We start from the raw sequence: 20,602 nt of genomic DNA, 5'->3' as shown, positions 1-20,602 counted from the left end.
AGCGAGCAACGCGTTTGTAATCTCAGGGGCTGCAGCCAATCCAGTGTGGGTATTCCCTGTAAGTCAGCTACAGCCCAATGCGGTGGGCCATTTATGACAAAGGCTGTGCTTATAAATGAATAGATATTCATAAAATAGGCACATGGCGGCCATTAGCGGTACGATTTTCTGTGTAATAATGAAATTATTGTCACAAAAACCATCCAAAAAGGCCGTGTAGAAGTACTTTCCCTCTTGCCACCGGGTCCCACTCGTGTTACACTGCAACGAAAGATTACAACTTTTTTAACCGCTGCTCGTACATGAGTACAGAAGACGCAATATATCGTCCTCTTATGATCTGAATCGAGTTATAAGAATAAATGAGCGGTGACAAATGCTAGAATCAACTGTAAACGCTTCAAATATGCTGGGAGGGATCGGGGCTGGCACGATAAAACAACCAGCTCGGAAGACGCGTCGTAGCCAGAATAGCGGGACATTAACAGGTGCAGCGGGTGTACAGGGTATTGCTAATACTAGTGCGACCAGCAACAGAACGAAGACGGGGGCCATTGTGGAGTCGATGAGCGACGCAGCGCTCGTCGAATTAGTACTCGGTGGCGAACAAGACCTCTTCGCAACGCTTGTTGAGCGTTATAAAGATGCTGTGCAAAATCTCGCATATCGTATGCTTGGAAATATTACAGAAGCTGAAGATGTGACCCAGGAAACGTTTGTGCGTGCCTATACACAGCTCGCTACATACAAGTCCGTGCATAAATTCAGCACCTGGTTACTTTCTATTGCGTCGCATCTTGCTATCGACCAGCTGCGAAGGCGACGTTTCCTGGCATTGCCACTCGAAGATGTGCCATTTTTAGAGTGGATTGTCGATGTAGGTGTCAGCCCTGAACAATCAGCGTTACAGGGTGAACAGCAGGACGAGATCCAAACGTATCTGCAACGCCTGCCAGGTAAATACCGGGCGGTCATTGTGTTGCGCTACTGGTATGATTTCTCGTATGAGGAGATCGCCAGCGCCTTAAAATTGACGCCTGCCCTGGTTAAAGCGCGTTTACATCGTGCTCGCGAATTGTTGGCTCGCTATATGCAACAAAAAACTTCCAATGAGGAGGGACCAATCGATGCGCTGCCGCGACGCTAAAGAATGGCTGAGCGCTCAGCGTGATGGCGAAATCGAACCGTCGCACGCCAAAGCTCTCCAGGAGCACCTCACACGATGTGCCTCTTGCCGTGCCTTTGTGCAAGAACAGCGACGCATAGATTCCATGCTTGGTTCACTTAGTACTCGTGTTAACAAACCCGAAACCCCATTGGTACGTCCAGCCAGCATTTCAACCGACCAGATCATGCGAGCAGTCCAGCAACAGAAGCAGATTACCAATCAGCTTGAGGATCTGCGTCAACAGCAGCAGTCACGTATAGCGCAATTGCGCACTGCCGGTGCTGTTAGCGCTGCAGTAGGCCTCCTCACATTGAGCAGCATTCCACTCTTGTTTCTGGTCATGACGATCATCCAAACTGATCTTACACTCAAAACTCTTTCCCTCTTCAATGGTGTCATTGACGAAGGCATTGTGCTGGGTGAATATATCCAAACCGGGCTAACCCTCGTCACTCGCGATAACTTGCTGCTATCCGGGCTTGCGTTCGCGGTGGTCGTCATGATGGGGATGTGGCTTCGCCTGATGCGCTCTCCACAGGAAGCGTAAACAGCGAAGGTCATGGTCAAGCGGTGACCATGATAGGGAGTTCTAGTATGCAAAAGGTCCCTCGAAGACAACGATTCATGTTCTCGCTGCCGGGTCTCGTACTCCTAGCAGCATTCTTGATAAGCGGTGGAGTAGAGGCATTTATAACTGGCGTTCCGACAGCTTCGGCATACGAGACGGGCACTAACCTGCAAGCGCAGGCCGCTCAATCGCAAACCGAGTGCATTGGTGAACAGCGTAAGCCCAGTTTCAGAAGTGCCGTGGTGGTGGGCAAAGGTGAGGTGGTGTGTGGAGATTTGACTTCATTCTGGGGTAACGTCGCCATTCATGGTGAGGTCAAAGGTGATGTGTTAGTCATTGGTGGAAATGTGGTTATCGATGGTGGGGTCGACGGGAACGTGACCCTCTACGGCGGCAACCTCAATTCTTCCCCTGGCGCACACGTTGATGGAGACATTCATGTTTGTGGAGGTCAACGATCCAAAGAAGCCGACTTGCTTCTCCATGGGAGCTACTTTGGCTGCCCCACTGGCGTGGTTGACATGCTGGGAAGTGATGCAGGGATTCAGTTTCGTTTCTGGTATATTGTGACATGGGTATTGTTGGGGATGTTACTTACCACCTTATTGCCAGAACATGTCATGATGGTTCGAACGACGATAAAAAATAAATCGCGACGAAGCCTCGCCCTGGGGCTGCTAAGCGTTCTGCTTGCACCGACTATTTTTACTGTCTTGCTTGCACTTATTATTCCTATCCCGCTGGCGATTCTGGTCGCAGTCGGACTCTTCGCTGCCTGGGCACTAGGAACTGTCGCAATTGGTTGGATTATCGGAGACTGGATCGTGCAACGTATTCTTCCTCATTATGATACACGACTGGTGCAAATTGGGGTTGGCATGGCGGTACTGGCTTTGTTTGGGTCGCTGCCTTACATTGGCTGGTTCGTCAATATTGGAGTCGGGATTCTGGGGGTTGGGGCGGTCTTTTTAAGTCGCTTTGGTACGCGACTCTATGGCCATCCAAAACAACCGCTTTCCTGGTAAAATCAGGCGAAGGCGAACATGAGAGGATGCTCCTACTTATTATGGGCATGATGCCCGGCTATATATCAGTATCCTTCAACATGCGGGACTCCATTGTTGGGGCTATGTAGTAGTAAGAATTGAAAGATACAAAAACGCTGGAAAGATGGGACGGACATCAACGACAATCTCTGTCGTCAGGTGCCGCCGAGGTGAACATGAGCATTGATGTTGAACTTACAGACCTTGCCTACGGAGGAGATGCCGTAGGCCGCTATGAGGGACGCGTACTATTTGTCCCTGGTGGTATTCCAGGGGAGCGGGTGCGTGTTGAGATTGTCGAGGAGAGGCGCGGTCATGCACGCGCAGAGCTCCTGGAGATCCTTCGCCCTGCTCCTGAGCGGGTCGAGCCAGCTTACCCACAGCTTACTGATAGCGGATGCCAATGGCAACATATCGCGTATCCTGCTCAATTGACCTGGAAGGCTCATATTGTGCGGCAGCTACTGGTTCGCATTGGCAAGCAGCCAGACGCACTCGTTCATCCAACAATTGGCATGCCTGCTACCATCCCCCCTGGCATTATCGCAATTATGCTGTATTTACGGTGGGTACTGCGGGCGAAATTGGTTTTAAACTGACCGAGAGTCATGATGTACAGGATTTAGAGGAATGTGGCCTCTTGCACCCTGCATTGGACCAGGTCTATCAACTGGTACGCAGAAAACTGATCGATTATTTTGGTGACACTCTCGGTCAGATGCTACAAAGCGTAACGATCCGCGGCGCCATTGGGGCTGTCAGTAATGCCGCCACAGGCATTGCACCCAATGCGGTCAAAGCGGTTCCGACCTTGCTGATTCTGAATGCGCGTCCAGGCTCGATGATGGAAAATCCCCATCAGCTAGCTCAAGAGTTAATGACAATTGCACCAGGTATCGTGGGCGTCATTATTGAGCGCGTCGGTGGGCGCTATGGACGCGTCTTTGTGGGGCAAGAATTCTTAACGGATGTTGTACTGGGACGACGTTTCCGCATTTCTGCTGATTCATTCTTCCAGGTAAATCCGATCCAGACATCGGTCCTGGTTGAACGGGCGATGGCGGCGCTTGAACCACAACGTCACGAGATAGTGCTGGACGGCTATAGCGGTGTTGGACTCTTCTCCACCTTCCTGGCCTCACAGTGCGCCCGCGTCATCGCGGTTGAATCCCAACCCAGTGCCGTGATGGATGCCCGGGCTGGTTGCGCTTTGAATAATCAGAATAATATTACAGCGCTTGAAGGCACACTGGAACGTATACTCAACCAGTTACATTATCGGCGCGAGCGTATAGATATTGCCCTGGTTGATCCGCCACGCGCTGGCTGTCATCCAAAGGCTCTACAGGCCCTGCAAACCATGGCTCCTCGTGCTATCTGCTACGTCTCGTGTGATCCCAGCACGCTGGCTCGTGATATAGCCACCCTGTGCTCCGGTGGACGCTACCGCCTGGTCTCAGCCCAGCCAGTAGATATGTTTCCCCAAACCTATCACATTGAGAGTGTCGCGCTACTGGTGCGCGTAGGTAAATGGCAATAGACCATTTCAGCATCTAAAGAGCAAGCAAACAGACAGAACAACGCCGCTTTATGTACAAGCGGCGTTGTTCTGTCTGTTTATCTTCCCAATCTACATTGAATCAACCAGCGTAGGTCGCTTACTCAAGACGATCTCGACCTGGCTCCCTTTCTCCATAACGGTACCAGGAGGAGGGTTCTGCTGAATTACCAGGCCCGGTGGAATGTCAGGGCTATCCACCGCTTCACCACGCACAACGATATTCAGGCCATATTCTTTCGCACAGCCCATGGCATCAAAGAGGTCCAGATTCTTTAAATTGGGCGCCCCAACGCGCCGATCGGTCTCCTCCAATTTGGAGACCACGGTGCCAAACCAGGTGTATAAACTTTTCTTCTCCTCATTCTCACGTCGCGCTGCGTCTGCTTTGTCTTTATGCGACTTGATACCCAGCACCTCATCTTGCAATGTAAAGGGATGATCAACGTAGGAGAGAATCACATCTGGATTACTTCCGGGTGTTTCTATATAGACATGTCCCACATCAAAGAAGCGGGCAAGCACACCAGGCACCTGAACTCGAATATCTCGAATACTCTTATATTCTACTTCCAGGCTAGTTTCAAAGAACAGGCCGTAATGGCGCTCGATATCGATAATGCGTCGGTTGGTGAGGATATAAACGTCATCAACGAAGTTGGTATAAATTAGAAAGATAGTGATCAGCAGCCCTAAGAGGACCAGTCCCATAAAAGCCCACCAATATTGCCAGATGGTGTAGGGTATCAGGCCAGTACCGGGCGCAAACAGGGTAATGGGGGCCAATAGCAGCAGCAGCAGAGCTGGCACGGCAATGTTGCGCCAGAGTAGATACTGGGAACGCTGAATATACATGACGGTATATTCGCCTGAGACATAGCGCACATCACAGGGCAAGCGCAAAATGCCACCAAAAGTACGGCGTGGTCCCAGGAAGCGTCCATTCTCTCCTCGAATCGGGGGAAGATCCTCGTCAGCATTTGGCAAGCGGGGAATGTCTTTTCCTTTGGCAAGCGATTTGAGGACCGCCGCCAGCTGGGGATCTTTTGGAAGCGGGGGAGCTGCGGGCTTTGGCTTTTTCGCTTTAATTTCGGTCGATATACCCTGGATGGCATCACGTACGGTTTTGGGTCGAGGCACCTCACGAAGATACAGATCACCACCAGCCAGATAGACATGGACTGTACCAAAGTTAAGCAAATGACCTGGCACCGTGTCGATACCAATTCCTACCTGTTCAACTTTTTCAATCGGGGTCTGTTGCCGCGTGGGCTCTAATAAGCCGCGTGTATTGATAATGCGCCGATCGGTAATGATATAGGTTTCATACCACCAGGCGATCAGGCGTTTGTAGACAAACCAGGCACCGGTGGCAAGGGCGGCCAGAACAGCTACGACCTCCATAATGATCCAGAGAGAGGTCAGGACAGGATATGCGACAGCCGCAAAGGAAACTGCAATGATGGAAGCAACAGAAAGCAATACTGGCCACGCGGGCACAACTAAAAACCACCAGTGCCTGCGCACTACCATCAACACATTCTCACCTGGTTGCTGACCAGGGAATTGCCAGGATCGGTCGGCTCCACGTCTCAACTGCGATACGCTAAAGCGGCGACGCACTGAACGCCAGGGATTTCCCGGAGTTGCGTGGTTGTTTTATTGGGTTTCTCAGCCATTCAGTTACCTCAACGGTCAACACAGTGTAGGCACACTATTCCTCTATTTTCTGGCAGCTTTTCTGCGCGAAGCGATAACCGCCACGACAATAGCGATAATCGCGATAAAGAAAATAATCGCGACATAATTCAAAGGGTCAGGCGATTGGATATCAACAGACACCGTTGAACGGCCACCAATCGTTTTAAAGTAATTACTTAGATATCCCAGCACAAAGGCCCCGGAGATGACCGCGGGCACAATACCTATAAAACGTTCCTGGGGGCTGTATGGTCGAGGGAAAGCCTTATTTCCTATGTAATAGCCCAGCGCCACCATCGCCGCAAAAATTATCAAGGACCAGAAAGGTCCACCCAGGAAATTAGTTACGGATGTAGGTTGTGGTTGACTGGCACCAGCCGCATAGCCAACCACGGCAGGCAAACGACCAATGAAAGATCCAACGGCATTGCTGGTATCTTGATGGACAAGGAATGCTGCCAACAAAATAAAAACTAACGAAACAAGCTCACGCCGCCAACCGCGTTGGAAACCAACGACAATAAAGATCAGGATAGCGACAAAAAAGCACTGTTGTTCTGTGAAAGGTAATAACATATACTCAGAATCTCCCAAGGGTCACCAGTATCGCAGGCGCTACACAACCGGAGAAAGCAACAGCACATAAAATTCCCCGTAAATTCCGTTCCTGCATTTAATCATACCACAGGTTATTTGCAAAACATAGAGTCTTTCAAGGCAAAATCATATGTTTACACACCACACTATTCATAGTAATACCCCGCCTAAAAAATCTACCTACCAGCTAAGAGAAAGCTGCTAAAAACCAAAAAAATTCGTAAAAATGAGCCCAATGTGATATAATAAAGCAGGTAGGATCAAACTTTCTAAGACCCCTCCAAGCAGCTTATATCAATGCTTCAACCCGATATCGCCTTCAGGCTATGTCTTACTTTTTGGTGAGGATGTTTTTATGGAACCCGGCAATGTAAAGCCAGTCAATATCGTTACAGAAATGACAGGAGCCTATCTCGACTACTCAATGAGTGTCATTGTGAGCCGCGCGCTCCCAGACGTTCGAGACGGCCTGAAACCTGTTCATCGTCGTGTGCTCTATGCTATGGACCAGATGGGTCTGCAATCAACAAGGCAATTCCGTAAGTGTGCAGGTACCGTTGGCGAGGTGTTGAAGAGTTACCACCCCATGGCGATGCGGCCGTGTATGCTTCTCTTGTACGTATGGCTCAACCGTGGGCGATGCGCTATCCTCTTGTTCTTGGTCAGGGCAACTTTGGCTCACAAGATGATGATCCAGCCGCCGCTATGCGTTATACCGAGGCCAAAATGGCCGCCATCGCGGATGAGTTACTGAGCGATATTGAAAAAGATACCGTTGATTTTGCTCCCAACTACGATAATCAGACCACCGAACCAGTTGTTATGCCAGCTCGTCTGCCCAATCTGCTCCTCAATGGCTCAACGGGTATTGCCGTTGGTATGGCAACCAATATTCCACCGCACAATCTAACCGAGGTCTGCGATGGCATCACGTACCTGATCGATAATCCTGAGGCTACCACCGAAGAACTGGCACGCATTATTCGCGGCCCGGACTTCCCCACCGGCGGCATTATCCAGGGTCGCGAAGGTATCCGCAATACCTATGCCAATGGCCGTGGTCGCGTGGTGATTCGCGCCCGTACACACGCCGAAGAGACCGAGCGTGGTCGTGTCAGTATTATTGTGACAGAGCTGCCTTACCAGGTTATCAAATCTGATCTGGTAAAGAAGATCGCCGAGCTGGCCCGCGACAAGAAGATTGATGGCATCGCCGAAGTACGCGATGAATCAGATCGCCAGGGCATGCGCATGGTCATCGATCTAAAACGCGACGCCAACATGGATAGCGTGCTCAATGCGCTGTTCAAATATACCGCCATGCAGACGGCTTTCAATACCAATATGCTGGCACTGGTGGATCAACAGCCACAGACACTGACGCTTAAGAAGTTCCTGTACCACTATATCAAACATCGCGAAATTGTGCTGACGCGCCGCACCCGCTTTGAGCTGGCCAAGGCCGAGGCACGCAAACATATCCTTGAGGGCTTAAAGATCGCCCTGGATAATCTGGATGCCGTGATCAGCATCATTCGCTCGTCAAAGTCTGCTTATGAGGATGGCCTGGTCCAACTGCGTGAACAGTTTGGCCTGTCAGAAGAACAGGGCAGGGCTATTCTGGATATGCGTCTGGCCCGCCTGGCTTCCATGGAACGTCAGAAGATCGAGGACGAGCTCAAAGATGTCTTACAGCACATTGAGTACTACCATATGCTGTTGAGCGACATCAATGAGATTCGCAAACTGATCAAAAACGATCTAAAAGATCTGAAAGACAAGTATGGCGATCCACGCCGCACAGAGATTGAGGCAGCCGAGGTCGGAGACTTTAAATACGAGGATCTGATCCCCAATGAGGAAGTGGTTGTCACTCTAACCGACAAAGGTTATATTAAGCGCTTGCCCTCCAACACATATCGTGCACAGCGTCGTGGTGGTCGCGGCGTAACCGGTATGGCGACCCGTGAAGACGATACGGTGCGCCATTTATTGGTCACCCATACCCATGACAGCTTGCTCTTCTTTACCGATCGGGGCCGTGTCTTCCAATTAAAGGTGTACGAGTTGCCCGATGTCAGCCGTACCGCCAAGGGTGAACACCTGATCAATATGATCGCCATCGAGCAGCGTGAACGCGTCACCGCCATCGTCTCGGTACCGAAGGACGTCAGCCGGGATGTACTGATCGTGGCGACCAAAAAGGGTGAAGTCAAAAAGACTTCTATGAGCGAGTTTGAAGTCGTACGTCGCCAGGGCTTGATCGCTATGAACCTGGAAGATGACGATGAACTGATTGGGGCAAAAATGGCGCGCGTTGGAGACGATGTGTTGATCATTACAGCCAAAGGTCAGGCGATTCGCTTCTGCGTCGATGACCTGCGCCTGGCTTCGCGTACCAGCGGCGGCGTCAGAGGTATCCGTTTGGATCAGGGTGATACCGTAGTCTCGTTAAATCTGGTGAAAGAGGATAGTGAGCTGCTGATTGTTACCGAGTATGGCTATGGCAAGCGCACACCGCTAGAGGAATATCCACGCCACAATCGCGGCGGTAGCGGCGTCATCACCTCAAGGGTCTCTGATAAAACCGGACCCGTGGCCACTGCCCGTGTAGTGACAGATCAAGATAGCGATCTCATGATCATCTCCGCCAGCGGCGTTGTCATTCGTACCGATGTCAACGCAATTAAAGTCAGTGGACGTGCTACCCAGGGCGTTATCCTAATGCAGGTTGGCAAGAACGACTCCATTGTCGCGGTAGCCACTACCAATGGCAAAAAATCCTCCGATCAGGAAGATGAGCTCATTGTTGATGGAGAAGGTGAAGCCGTACTCCTCAACGAGGGTGAGGAGCAGGTAGCGGTGATGGCTTCTGTAGATGGTTCTGAACTGGAGGATCAAGACGAAGAGTCAACCTCCACCGATGAGGACTCAGTACAGGACGATCAAGAATAAGTATTATCCACCTGCGCATAAAAATTCCCCACTAGCAAATGCTAGTGGGGAATTTTTATGCACGCATGCACTACTACTCAGACACTGTGCCCGCAGCTACTGACTGTGATGAAGCAATCTGTGTCTGAGCCGCATTTTTAGCTGGCGGCCAGAAACACCAGACAATAATAAAGACTGCAGTGGGTATGCCCAGCATACTGAGATTTAACCAGATGTTCCAGGTCAGTGCCGGTGGCTTTAAAAGCAGTAACATCCAACCAACCATTGTTGTGTAGTAAGAGATGAAGGCCGTCGCTGAAAAAGCCAGGCTAAACGCTAGCAAGGCGCGACTGAAACGGCCCATCCGCGTTGCTGAGAAGCAAAATGGAACCAGGGCCACCATCCAAACCAGATACCAGGAGAAAAACCAGGGCGTTGAGAGCAAAAAGCCCCCAAACGAGGCCAGGGTAACGATCGCAATTGTCCGTGTGTTGGGCGCGCGCCATAGATAAACACAGCCAATGACAATCGGAAGCACCATAGCCAGAATATTGATGATATTCCACAGTGGGCGGCTCTTGAATATGTTTAAGGCCGCAGGTAAGGCATGGCCATTATTATAATTCTTGAAGACGGACAGGATTGAATTGGTTGAATCAGAGGCCGATGGCAAGGTAGTAAAACCACGCACGATATCCTGGAAACTATGGCCAATCCAGAAAGGACCGTAACAGGCCAGTGTAAGCACTACAAAGACAGCCGTCGCAATAACAGCTGACCTCATGGCTCGCTGCCAGACTAGCTTACCATTTTTACTATCAGCTTGTATGGTCGCGATGCCAACAGCCAGTACAAAAACAGGCAACACTGGCGCGGCGCTAAATTTGACCAGCACAGCAGCAGTAAAAGCTACAATCGGTGGCAGGTAGCCACGCCATTGTAAAAAGGTTCCCTTCTGCTGAGCGCGGGCACAAAAATAGAAGCCCAATAAGAGAAACGTAACCATAAAGATGTCATTATGCGCGTTAAATACAGTCTCCATTAGCACTAATGGATTCCAGGCATAGAGGAATGCTCCGAGCAGCACCAGGCGCGGAGAGCGTTTCATGGTCCGCAGGGTAGCGATGATCAAGGCAATATTAATTAAATGGCACAACAGGGCAAAACAGCGAAAAACTATTACCAGACCCAGTTGCGACGAACCGCCAATTAAAGCCAGGAGAGTTCCGACAACCGTCCAGATGGGTCCATAAATAGAAACCACCTTACGCCACTCAGGCTGCAGCCACTGATATACAACATCATGTGGAAACGCGGTCGGCGGAACAAAATAGGGATTGGCATGGTAGAGCGCTAGCAGACGCCCATAGCTTGAGTATGAATAGACATCTGTAGTCATGATAGCGGGTGTGAGCATATAGATAATACTCACAATCAACACACCTGACCAGATCAACCAGAAAAGAGAGGTCTGTGAGCCAGACTTTGCACGCCGATATATAAGCCATGCACAGACACCGTAGGCTGCAAACATCATTCCCAGCAAAAGCAGCATTTCAATAAAGCCGGTTTTATGCATGGTTAAACGCGAATGCACACCACTGGTAAGATCAACAGGAATCCAACGACCGAGCCATGTAATTTTATTGCTTATCCATACACTTGTCTTGAAACCTGATATGTTGTGCAACACGGAATCAAAGAATAAGATGCTTAAAACAAATACGGCAGCTGAGACCAGTATAGGCCATAATGCAGGATTCTTCTGTTGATCAGATGCATTGTCATTTGATAGAGATGAATCTACATTTTTTATAATATTTTCTAACAAGGACTACCGTCTCCTACAAAGACTAATCAGCCAACTCAAAATTATCCTAAAGCGATCCTTACCTAGTTCATAGTGAGCGACTTTGCTCCTCTGCGGATACGTTTCCCTTGACGAACTTGTTGAGCAGACATACGATCTTTTTGGGCTTCTAGCTTGACCAGCGGAAAAGGACGATGAAATTGTTGGTCAAAGGCTTCGGCCCGCTCATCGGTGAGCTCGGCACGACGCTCATAAGAACGAGCCAGGATATCGCGCTTCAATTCTTCTGGTGCATCCGCCAGCAATAAATGGGCTAACGTAAAATCGGGTTTTCCTTGATCCGCATATGCATCCGCGCATGCCAGTCCGTCAACACCTTGCTCCAATTGTTGCCTGGCACGATCAAGAAAAACAGCATTTAATATATTACTATACAATTCATTAAATGAACTGGACATGATTGGGCTCCATAAACACTTACTCACCAGATAACCACATACTTATTGGTATCCAATAAGCGATCATAATAACATATCTCTAATACTACCATACATTCAATGGAACGACAGAAAACAAGTACTCCTGCCTATGCCGGAAGGATACTTCAATTAACATCCTACAAAACGTATAAACGGTGAAGGATTAGAACATTGAGGAAAAGTCAATGGCTACTATATAATCGAACCGTCACGGTATGTGTGGTAATCTGGTCGACAAAATGATACTGCTGATCCAGCCAGTTTTGTGTGTCTTTTACCTTCTGCGCATCACTATCATTAGCAATGCGGCCCGTAATCAGGAAGAAGCGTGCGTGATGTTGCACGAATGCGCTTAAGGCTGCTGGCTGTAATGCCAGGGCTGGATCATTTTGCGGCTGATCGGTACTAAATTTCTCCCATGAAAAAGCGCCAGGCGAATCGCTCGAGAATTGCGTGCCATTGGGATAAGCATGTAAGTAATATTCAACCGCGATCTGGCAACCCTGGGTCGTTGTATTATCATAACAAACCAGTCCATCATCAGGGCGGGCACGAGCCTGTAACCAATGAACCGCGCTATTCCAATCTTCTATCTGAGCATTTTGATAGTAATGCGGAACAACCAGCAATGCCGAGCCGATGAGCGCGCAGATTAGCAGCGCCTGCAATATACGCCAGCGCCAGACGACTACACCCAGCACGGCCAGCAGGCAGAATGGGGGCACCACCACAACCAGATAACGAGTAGAAAAGAGGCGTAGCGAACCCTGCGAAATAACATAACTGATCACAATCGGCAGGATAAACCAGCACAGCAAGATCCAGGCGAACGGCCAGAGGCGCTGCAGTTGCTCAGCCTCCTGTAGCATGCTCAGGCGCTGGACCAGCCGGTTCTGATAGCGTATATTGCGCCTGAGTAAGCCTGCAGCGCAGACGACACCCAGCCCGAGCAAAATACACAGGCCAACCACTAGCAGATAGCGTGTATTACTGCCACTAATAATAGCAAAGAGCGATAAAAGCTCATGCAGGTGAGGTACAAACAGCCAGCCGGTTTTAGAGCCATGTAAACTGACCAGGAACATTGGAATGCTCAAGACACCCATGAGCACCAGGCTACCAATCCATAGCACCGCCTGCTGGCGAATACGGGCACGCCAGCTACCAGAAACGCAGAAGAGACCTACCAGGGCAATACATTGTGCCAGAATCACAAAGGCACTGAAGAGATGAGTGTAGACAGCCAGCACGTTTGCGATCAGGTAAATAATCCACCAGCGTTTCTGCTGTGACTTCTGCTCAATAGCAGTTATCAGAGCCAGCCAGGAGATACAGAGCAGCAACAGTTGTAAAGCGTAGGCGCGCGTTTGTTGGGCATAAATCAATTGTAGATAGTTTGAGGCAAACAGGACAGATCCTACGGCGGCGGCGACCGTGCCCAGGTAACGGCGGGCAAAGAAAAAAAGGATACCAGTACTCAGTGCGGCACAGATGGCGGATGGCAAACGGACCAGCCACTCAACAGGAGCCAGGCCCAACCAGCTGGCAGCACGCAGCCAGAAGTGGAGTAATAGGTAATATAACTCCATATTTGGCTCGGTTCCAAAAATTGTGCGCCAGAGCAAAGGCAAAGGTTGCCGGGCAAGCTCAACTGAGAAGGCTTCATCAAACCAGATACTGGGGCGTCCGAGATAGAGGATATTCAGGGTGAAGCTGAACAGCACCAATAGTATGCATAATAACCAGAGATGGGACGCGGTTAGCGTCCATTTCTGTATGGTTAGCCTGCCGGAGCTGTGCCTGGTGTTGCTGGTTGGTTCTGCAACGCTCTCTTCTTTATCCGTCCTCATATCACGACTTTCCCGCGCCATTTTAAACAATCCTTATAACTATTACAGAGATTATATGCTATTTATTAAACATGCTATCGATGCTATCGATGTGTGCGTGCGCTACGCGCCCGATCTGTTTTTTTATGTGGTTGCAAAGGTGCTGCGCACCTTTGCAACCACACAGAGATATAGGCTTACCTTTTTTCCTCTCTGGGTGCGTACTTTTGCAATCACAGAGATATAGACTTGCTCTTTTTCTCTCGGAATGCGTACCTTTGCAACCACAGAGATATAGGCTACCTTTTTTCCTCTCTGGGTGCGTACCTTTGCAACTATAGAGATATAGGCTACCTTTTTTCCTCTCTGGGTGCGCACCTTTGCAACCACAGAGATATAGACTTGCTCTTTTTCTCTCGGGATGCGCGTACCTTTGCAACCACAGAGATATAGACTTGCTCTTTTTCTCTCGGGATGCGCGTACCTTTGCAACCACAGAGATATAGACTTGCTCTTTTTCTCTCGGGGTGCTCAAAACAGTTGTTTCTGGGGTGCAAAAAATGGGCCAGGGGCCCATTTTTTGCACCCCAGAAACAACTGTTCGGGCGCGTAGCGCACGCATACAAATGAGCCAGGGTTCCTGATGGCCATAGGCATCAGACACACTGCCAGATAAACAATAGGCTCGATACATAAAAACGGACCAGACCCTATACAGTCACCACACAGCCTCCTGAATAAGGCATATATGCTAATTACAAGGAGCATAAAAAAAGCCCTGTACTGATAGAAGAAGGAACTACTAGTCAGGGAACTAATCTGCTATAATAGCGAGAGCTCGTATGTGCGTGGAGGAGAAAGACTTACATTATGCCAGAACAGTATAGAGCCTTACAGGGCTTTAAAGACATTTTACCCGAGGAGCAGCCTTACTGGCGCTTCATTGAAAATACAGCTTCAGAGATAGCCAGTCTCTATGGTTATCAGCGTATCGAGACACCGCTATTAGAAGAGACATCTGTCTTTCGCCGCACCTCGGGCGAGGGTACCGATATCGTTGAACATGAGATGTATAGCTTCGACGACCGGGCCGATAAAGAGGGGCGCAGGCAAAATATTTCGCTCCGCCCCGAAGGGACCGCCAGCGTGGTACGCGCATATCTGGAACATGGCATGTTTAAGATGGCCCAACCAGTCAAACTCTATTACATGAGTATGCCGATGTTTCGCCGTGAGCGTCCACAGGCAGGACGGCTGCGCGAACATCACCAGTTTGGCTGTGAGGCACTTGGCGAGAGCGATCCCGCCATCGATGCCGAATTGATCGGAATGCTCTATCAGATCTATACCAACCTGGGTCTGAAAAATATTCGCGTCAATGTCAACAGTATCGGGGATCACAACTGTCGCCCACAATATATAGAAAAGCTCAAGGCCTATTACGAGCCGTTGTTAGCCGAGTGCTGCAATGATTGTCAGACCCGCTTTAGCAAGAATCCATTGCGCTTGCTCGACTGCAAAAATCCACAGGATCAAGCAAAAATTGCGGCCGCCCCCAGGATTACCGATAATCTCTGTGAGCCCTGTCAGGAACACTTCGATACGGTCAAACGCTACCTGGCGTTTTATGATGTGCCATTCGAGATTGATACCTTAATTGTGCGTGGCCTGGACTACTATACCCGTACCGTGTTTGAATTCACATCAGAGATCGATAAGGTAGCCTTAAACGGCGGTGGTCGTTATGATGGGATGGCCGAGATCTTCGGCGGCCCACACACGCCTGGCATTGGCTTTGGAGTAGGTATTGAACGTGTCATACTGGAACTCAAACGCCAGGGCATTGTGCCGCCCCAGAGGCGAAACCGCGCGCCTTTGTGGCCTACTTTGGGAAGAGCCAGGAAATGAAGGATGCCGCAGCCAAAATCACAGCAGAACTACGCCAGGCGGGTCTTAAGGCCTCTACCAGCTATGGTGAGCGCAGCAATAAGGCTCAGATGAAGCAGGCCAATGCCTCAGGGGCTGCTTACTCCATCATCATTGGTGAGGATGAGCTGGCTAACGGCACGGTCTCCGTCAAAAACATGCAGCCCGGACCAGAACAGACCGACAACAAGCAGGTGCAGGTAAAACGCGAAGAGTTGATCGCCTATCTGACCGAGCAACATTAGCAATACTAGGTGCCTGACATAATCAAGCGCTATGTGAAACAAAAAACTGGGCGCCAGGACGGAAAAAATGCCGTCCTGGCGCCCAGTTTTTTTATGTAGCTTTAGTTAGTGGGTTGTCGGTGGGCGTGGCTCGGTCTCATCTTCATCCTCCTCAGTAACAGTAAAGGGAGGGACTTCAATGGGTACTCGATAACCACCACTATAGGTGTTCGCAGTAGTATCCGACTGTTGATTATTATCCAGCTGTACAGGTGCGCGCAGATCACTTGTAATCGCCTTCACTAAACGCTCAACACGATCCCAGCGAGCCGGGAAACGATCGGAATAGAATTTTTCATTGCCCTCAGTATCATAGATGTATAAAACATAATCTTGATCGGAAAAGCGATAGCGCAAAGTGGTATAGGGAATCCGTACCAGCTCAACCACCTGCAAGGTAGGGCGTGGGAAAGACTGCGGGTCCAGGCCAGGCTTGTCAACAACTTTCCGCTCAGAATCCACCAACTCTACAGTTGCACGCCAGACGTCATAGGGCACCATATCGGGAGCCGCATCCAGGTGCAGAGCTTCATTGATTTCAGAGCTATAGACGAGGTCGCCTTGCGCCCTTTCCAATTGCAGAGCCGGAATCACACTCTCACCGATAAAACGTGCCTGTGAGCGAAGATCAAAGCGGCGTGTGATCTCACGATGTCGCACGACCTTGCCTGTGCCGCCACAATTGGCGCAGAGAGACATCTTAGCACCCTGGCAGGTGTTACAGACACGCTTGCCATTACCACAGCTACAATTGACCTCTCCATTCACACAATCTGGACAGGGAACAGTGGGGCCCTTGCCAGCGGGATCGGTATCCACCGGATTGGGAATCGGTACACCTTGCTGACGAATAGATTCAAAAACGTCGGAAAATTTGTTGCCAACTGAACTGGCCATATTCTCAGCCTGCTTCTTAAAGAATGGCTTCTTCTCGCCCGGCGTCCAGTCGGAAATGTAGCCGCGACCCCGGCAGGTGGTGCAACGTTTCTTGGTGCGCCCCTTACACTCAGGACAAACGATCCAGCCGCGTCCATTACAACCCGAACAGAGCACATGCCCGGTACTGTTACAAGATGTGCAGGATACAACCTCATCCATACCCTCCAGGCGCGTACGCGTGGTAGGTGCTTTTAAGCCCGTAACCTCAGCGAGTTCATAGTCCCAGACTGGAAGGAGTGGACGTGGACGATTCACCGAACGACCAGTATATGGCTCACTGACGATCTCCAGCGCCCGCGTCTCCCAACGTGTCTCCAGCGAAATCTCCCAGATCTCATCAAAGCTGGTAGAGATAATGTCCATGTAAGTTCCAAGCTCACGGGCCACACGCCAGTTCTCATTGCTCCATCCATTCACCAGTTGACGGAGACGCTGCTCTTCGACACTGGAGGCCTGAGGTGGAGTAGGAGGAGGAGACTGTACCTGCTGCCAGTAATCACCTGCTTTATCTATGACACGCTTAAAGCGCACCTGGGCCTCGCTGGCTCCCTGGACAACCACACGCTTTATCTCTCTCAACTGTTTATCTATGTCTTCCTGACTTGGTCCACCAGTTGTATTATTTGGATCTTGATCCCATTGATCACCCATGTGAAATTTGCCTCCCCTGTACTCAAGAGAATATCTTACAATGAAGAAGACGTCCTGCGTCATTTCAGGACAATCATCAATGATTATTTCACTATTATGTACGTGAGACGGATATGAGGGTTGTAAGAGAGAGCGATTTTAAGCTGGCAAGGCCATCCTACTCAAGAGAGTATTGAAGGACCTCGCCAGACTTTTCAGCAACTGACCTGCTGAGCTTTTGGTGCTATTAGAGGAGTGGCACAATTTCGTTTTGAATGGGGACCCCGGTAACTTCAGCATCGTGCTCTAGAATCAACAGATCTACTTCACTGCGAATGCCGAATTCAGGCAGATAGATGCCTGGCTCAATTGAATTGCAGGTATAGGGAAGTAAGGTGCGCTCATCTTGCGTCTCAAAGTTATCAATATTGGCACCATTTCCATGCAAGACTGATCCAATACTATGTCCGGTACGATGCACAAAATAATCACCATAGCCAGCCTTAACGATAACATTGCGCGTTACATCATCTACCTCACGGCCCTCAACCGAGCCCCCAGCGGCCAGGCGGGCACGGACAAAGGCGATACCGCTATCGCGGGCACTACGTACCACCTCAAAAACCTCACGCTGGCGAGCAGGAATCTCATCACGTGTACCGGCAAAGGCCACCCAGGTATAGTCACCGAAGACGGCATCGGGACGCGGCAATCTGGCCCAAAAATCGAACAGCACTAGATCGCCACGCCGAATGGGGCTATGTTGCAGGGCGGTTGGCTCATAATGAGGATTACCACTATTGGCATTAACCGCCACAATCGGCATCTCATCCTCTGGCAATTCCAGACCGGCCTGCTGGATCAAAGCAACAAAGCGTTGCTGGACCTCAAATTCATTGAGTGCTCGCCCTTCACGGAGATCTGCCCCAAGCTGCGCAAACAGGATATCCTTGGCAGCAATTAGTAAGCGTCCAGCTTCACGATGGCTATAAATCTGCTCCTCACTGAGTTGAGCGATGAAACGCTGGGCCAGATTGGCGGAGGTCACTACCTCAACATCAAATGAGCGCACCAGCTCGATCGTGCCAGCATCCACCCGAGAAACATAAGGGATAGCATTGAGGGGCGAATATTCCATCGCAATAGTGGCATGCGCAGGCAAGATATCCCGTAAACGTGCATGCATTTCTTGCCAGGTTCTAAAAAGAACACGCTCGCCAGGCAGAGAACTCAAAATATGGGGCTCTACCGCACTGATAAGGGCAATGGGATCTCCTTGAGCAGGGACAAAATAAAACCAGCGCCGGGTATACATCGCATCCACCGGGATTTGTAATACCTGGTAAGCAATAGGATTTGACTTGCGAAAATCATAGAAAAGCCAGCCATCCAACTTTGCTTCTTGTAAAACCTGTTGGATCTTTTTAATATTCATCAGACAACCTCTCTACAAAGTATATTTCGATTCATCCGCACTATCACTATATCACCTCCCCCAAAAATACCTGGAGTATTCTATTTAGATCAGTGAGACGATTTTTAATAGTGATGCATTTGTATTAACGCAAGGTAAAATATATTAACCCTGACTAACCACCAGTAATATACCCTATATTAGCTCACAGCGTTGTCAGCTCCTTCATGCATGTATTATTGGTATACATCATTTATACTATATCAGATATGCTAATTCTCTATCCCGATTGGCATGAGTATAATGAAAAGAGATAGAAAAAGGATGACAACACCTGCGCCTGAAGAGAATGATCAGACAAAGCCTGATGTGCCTGAAACGCCCCCGTTATCAGCGCAACTACCAGCCTCTGAAAAAAAAGAGCAGGAAGCCCGGCTGGTTGGAGACACGTCGTCGTTAACAAATAAGCTTTCAGAGGCATCGACAGTCATTTTACCAGCGGTCTCCACTACTACTGCTGTCATCGAAACGGCTGATATTACACAACAATCAACCCAAACCATCGGCACACTCCCAGGCCCGGAACAAACCACTCATGTAGTCCAACCAGGCCCCCCAAAAACGCTGCCTAAAGTGCTAAAGGTACTGCTACTGGTGCTATGCATATTACTCGTGCTAGGAGGAGGCACCGCTAGTGCTGGCTATTATTACTACAGAACAAGGATTCAGAAACCACTAACGCAAATAATTCGCCCGGTGGCCCGTTCAAAACAAGAGCCGACCCCTTTACCAACCACGACAACATCGACTTCCAGCAACCTGATAACAGGCAAATCCTGGAATATTTTACTACTTGGCAGCGACAATGATCAAAAATATGTCTTCCCCAACGTCTTGACCCAGGTCATGATGGTGGTGCATGTCGACACCGTCCACAATACAGTTACGATGGTCTCAATTCCCCGTGATTCCTGGGTCTCGGTATCAGATGGAATGGGGATGCACAAAATTGATCAGGCCTTCTCATTAGGTGTGCAAGAGACGGGAAAGTTTGAAGATGGGGTACGTGTGGCGCGGCAAACGGTCGAACAGGACTACGGTATCCATATCGATCGCTATGCCTGGGTCGGGCTGGATGGTTTTGCCAAAGTTATTGATACATTACACGGCATCGATATCAACGTCGAGCATCCAGTCGTTGATGATAGCTATCCTAACGATATTGGTGCTGGCAGTGATCCTAATGATCACAATGCCTACAAACGCCTCAACCTGGCACCGGGACCCCAACATCTCAACGGGCAGGAAGCCCTGGAGTATGTACGTTCACGCCACTCAGACCTGGTGGGCGATATTGGACGCACCGAGCGTCAGCAGCAAGTGCTGGAGGCCCTCAAACTGAAACTAAACGTTACAACACTGCTCCAAAATTTTTCATCGCTACTAAACGATCTTTCCGGAAGTGTCTATACCGATTTTAATGAAGACGAGATGCTGGCCTTTGCCAATTATGGCCGTACCCTCCTCAATAAACCGATCGAGCATGTAACCTTAGGTACTGGCCAGGGAGCAGAGGATTATGGTGACCTGGCAACCATTTACGATCCTTCAGTCGGGTCCGATCAGGATGTGGTTATTCCACATTGTGACACCATCCAGCCAACTATTAATCGCATCTTCGATCTGGGAAATGCCCAGGGTTGTCGTGTCAACGGCTAG

General features: G+C 49.7%; 15 protein-coding genes and 1 pseudogene. 9 read left to right on the top strand and 7 right to left on the bottom strand.

The features are described from left to right. Positions 1-376 precede the first annotated feature (376 nt). From EL645_RS15250 to rlmD, 5 genes are all read left to right on the top strand, one after another. Positions 377-1,147, top strand: coding sequence for an RNA polymerase sigma factor (locus EL645_RS15250; protein WP_218031854.1), 771 nt, complete (start codon positions 377-379; stop codon positions 1,145-1,147). Continuing rightward, the gene (locus EL645_RS15245; protein WP_161977379.1) at positions 1,128-1,715 is read left to right on the top strand and encodes an anti-sigma factor family protein; all 588 of its coding nucleotides are present in this window, start codon (positions 1,128-1,130) and stop codon (positions 1,713-1,715) included. The genes EL645_RS15250 and EL645_RS15245 overlap by 20 nt, the downstream gene beginning before the upstream one ends. A gap of 47 nt (positions 1,716-1,762) precedes the next feature. After that, positions 1,763-2,761, top strand: a complete 999-nt coding sequence (locus EL645_RS15240; protein WP_126551317.1) for a bactofilin family protein — start codon at positions 1,763-1,765, stop codon at positions 2,759-2,761. 119 nt (positions 2,762-2,880) lie between these two features. After that, a complete protein-coding gene (locus EL645_RS15235) occupies positions 2,881-3,381 on the top strand; it encodes a TRAM domain-containing protein (protein ID WP_126551316.1) in 501 nt (166 codons plus the stop codon). After that, the gene (gene rlmD / locus EL645_RS15230) at positions 3,348-4,322 is read left to right on the top strand and encodes a 23S rRNA (uracil(1939)-C(5))-methyltransferase RlmD (RefSeq protein ID WP_161977378.1); all 975 of its coding nucleotides are present in this window, start codon (positions 3,348-3,350) and stop codon (positions 4,320-4,322) included. The genes EL645_RS15235 and rlmD overlap by 34 nt, the downstream gene beginning before the upstream one ends. A gap of 90 nt (positions 4,323-4,412) precedes the next feature. Here the strand turns inward: rlmD and EL645_RS15225 are convergent, their stop codons facing one another. Continuing rightward, positions 4,413-5,963: a PH domain-containing protein gene (locus EL645_RS15225; protein ID WP_126551314.1), complete on the bottom strand. Its 1,551-nt coding sequence runs from the start codon at positions 5,961-5,963 to the stop codon at positions 4,413-4,415. 99 nt (positions 5,964-6,062) lie between these two features. Next, complete coding sequence (locus tag EL645_RS15220) at positions 6,063-6,617, bottom strand: hypothetical protein (protein WP_126551313.1); 555 nt, start codon at positions 6,615-6,617, stop codon at positions 6,063-6,065. A 376-nt stretch (positions 6,618-6,993) separates the two neighbouring features. On the opposite strand from EL645_RS15220, the pseudogene gyrA reads away from it, so the two are divergent. Next, a pseudogene (gene gyrA, locus EL645_RS15215) lies at positions 6,994-9,593 on the top strand (DNA gyrase subunit A). A 73-nt stretch (positions 9,594-9,666) separates the two neighbouring features. On the opposite strand, the gene EL645_RS15210 reads toward gyrA, so the two are convergent. The 3 genes from EL645_RS15210 to EL645_RS15200 form a co-directional block, all read right to left on the bottom strand. Continuing rightward, positions 9,667-11,151, bottom strand: coding sequence for an MptA/MptB family glycosyltransferase (locus tag EL645_RS15210; RefSeq protein ID WP_503827027.1), 1,485 nt, complete (start codon positions 11,149-11,151; stop codon positions 9,667-9,669). Positions 11,152-11,465: 314 nt separating this feature from the next. Continuing rightward, positions 11,466-11,840, bottom strand: a complete 375-nt coding sequence (locus EL645_RS15205; protein WP_126551311.1) for a hypothetical protein — start codon at positions 11,838-11,840, stop codon at positions 11,466-11,468. Positions 11,841-12,043: 203 nt separating this feature from the next. Next, on the bottom strand, positions 12,044-13,732 hold the full coding sequence (locus EL645_RS15200; RefSeq protein WP_126551310.1) for a glycosyltransferase family 39 protein: 1,689 nt from the start codon (positions 13,730-13,732) through the stop codon (positions 12,044-12,046). Positions 13,733-14,560: 828 nt separating this feature from the next. Here EL645_RS15200 and hisS point away from each other — a divergent pair. Both hisS and EL645_RS15190 read left to right on the top strand, forming a co-directional pair. Next, positions 14,561-15,598: a histidine--tRNA ligase gene (hisS, locus tag EL645_RS15195; protein WP_126551309.1), complete on the top strand. Its 1,038-nt coding sequence runs from the start codon at positions 14,561-14,563 to the stop codon at positions 15,596-15,598. Next, positions 15,595-15,861, top strand: coding sequence for a His/Gly/Thr/Pro-type tRNA ligase C-terminal domain-containing protein (locus EL645_RS15190; RefSeq protein WP_126551308.1), 267 nt, complete (start codon positions 15,595-15,597; stop codon positions 15,859-15,861). Before hisS ends, EL645_RS15190 begins: the two co-directional genes overlap by 4 nt. A gap of 105 nt (positions 15,862-15,966) precedes the next feature. On the opposite strand, the gene EL645_RS15185 is transcribed toward EL645_RS15190, so the two are convergent. Beyond that, the gene (locus EL645_RS15185; RefSeq protein WP_126551307.1) at positions 15,967-17,490 is read right to left on the bottom strand and encodes a DnaJ-like cysteine-rich domain-containing protein; all 1,524 of its coding nucleotides are present in this window, start codon (positions 17,488-17,490) and stop codon (positions 15,967-15,969) included. Positions 17,491-17,716: 226 nt separating this feature from the next. Next, positions 17,717-18,904, bottom strand: a complete 1,188-nt coding sequence (locus EL645_RS15180) for a M24 family metallopeptidase (protein ID WP_126551306.1) — start codon at positions 18,902-18,904, stop codon at positions 17,717-17,719. A 303-nt stretch (positions 18,905-19,207) separates the two neighbouring features. Here EL645_RS15180 and EL645_RS15175 point away from each other — a divergent pair, with 303 nt between their 5' ends. Further along, entirely contained in the window at positions 19,208-20,602 is a 1,395-nt protein-coding gene (locus EL645_RS15175; protein WP_161977377.1) for an LCP family protein, read from the top strand.

This window comes from Dictyobacter kobayashii (assembly GCF_003967555.1).
In the GTDB taxonomy this organism is placed as follows: Bacteria; Chloroflexota; Ktedonobacteria; order Ktedonobacterales; family Ktedonobacteraceae; genus Dictyobacter; species Dictyobacter kobayashii.
This window is presented reverse-complemented; position numbering and strand designations above follow the sequence as displayed.

Bases quoted from the DNA above. Each gene is read 5' to 3' on its own strand.
- hisS (WP_126551309.1), top strand. From the start codon at position 14,561: ATGCCAGAACAGTATAGAGCCTTACAGGGCTTTAAAGACATTTTACCC.
- EL645_RS15210 (WP_503827027.1), bottom strand. From the start codon at position 11,151: ATGCATAAAACCGGCTTTATTGAAATGCTGCTTTTGCTGGGAATGATG.
- EL645_RS15220 (WP_126551313.1), bottom strand. From the start codon at position 6,617: ATGTTATTACCTTTCACAGAACAACAGTGCTTTTTTGTCGCTATCCTG.
- EL645_RS15185 (WP_126551307.1), bottom strand. From the start codon at position 17,490: ATGGGTGATCAATGGGATCAAGATCCAAATAATACAACTGGTGGACCA.
- EL645_RS15205 (WP_126551311.1), bottom strand. From the start codon at position 11,840: ATGTCCAGTTCATTTAATGAATTGTATAGTAATATATTAAATGCTGTT.
- EL645_RS15200 (WP_126551310.1), bottom strand. From the start codon at position 13,732: ATGGCGCGGGAAAGTCGTGATATGAGGACGGATAAAGAAGAGAGCGTT.
- EL645_RS15175 (WP_161977377.1), top strand. From the start codon at position 19,208: ATGACAACACCTGCGCCTGAAGAGAATGATCAGACAAAGCCTGATGTG.
- EL645_RS15245 (WP_161977379.1), top strand. From the start codon at position 1,128: ATGCGCTGCCGCGACGCTAAAGAATGGCTGAGCGCTCAGCGTGATGGC.
- EL645_RS15250 (WP_218031854.1), top strand. From the start codon at position 377: ATGCTAGAATCAACTGTAAACGCTTCAAATATGCTGGGAGGGATCGGG.
- EL645_RS15180 (WP_126551306.1), bottom strand. From the start codon at position 18,904: ATGAATATTAAAAAGATCCAACAGGTTTTACAAGAAGCAAAGTTGGAT.
- EL645_RS15240 (WP_126551317.1), top strand. From the start codon at position 1,763: ATGCAAAAGGTCCCTCGAAGACAACGATTCATGTTCTCGCTGCCGGGT.
- EL645_RS15190 (WP_126551308.1), top strand. From the start codon at position 15,595: ATGAAGGATGCCGCAGCCAAAATCACAGCAGAACTACGCCAGGCGGGT.